The organism is Aeromonas sp. sif2416, assembly GCF_019218665.1.
GTDB classification, from domain to species: domain Bacteria; phylum Pseudomonadota; class Gammaproteobacteria; order Enterobacterales; family Aeromonadaceae; genus Aeromonas; species Aeromonas encheleia.
The window spans coordinates 1-419 of record NZ_JAHUXC010000039.1 but is presented as its reverse complement, the minus strand read 5'-3'; the positions used below and the strand labels follow the sequence as shown (position 1 = coordinate 419).

The following is a 419-nucleotide window of genomic DNA, read 5'->3' as shown; positions in this document are numbered from 1 at the left end:
GGATTTTGAATGTGGTGATAGGGGGGACCAGCTACACCCTGGCCCAGGTGCAAGGGTTTAACGGCAGCCAGACGGTCAACACCGGCGAAGGGGTGCTGACGCTGCTGAGTTACGTGGGCACGGCCAGTGGTGGGACGGTGAACTACAGCTACACCCTGAGTGCGACCATCGACAACGACAGCAAGCTGGGTGCGACGCCCACCGGGTTTGACGACAGCATCACCATCGGGGTGAACGGGGTGGGTGGCACCAGTGCCAGTGACCAGCTGATAGTGCGCATCGTTGACGATACGCCGACGGCCAACAACGACGCGGGCGGTACCACCACCGAGGATGTGGCCGGCAGCCTGAGTGGCAACGTGCTGGGCAACGACACCGTGGGTGCCGACACCCCGGCGGTCTTTGTGGGCTGGAGTGCG

General features: G+C 63.7%; 1 protein-coding gene. It reads left to right on the top strand.

All coding sequences use genetic code 11. From position 1 onward, the window contains the following. Nucleotides 1-419: hypothetical protein (locus KW821_RS21435; protein WP_218292860.1), on the top strand; the 419-nt coding region annotated here is incomplete at both ends.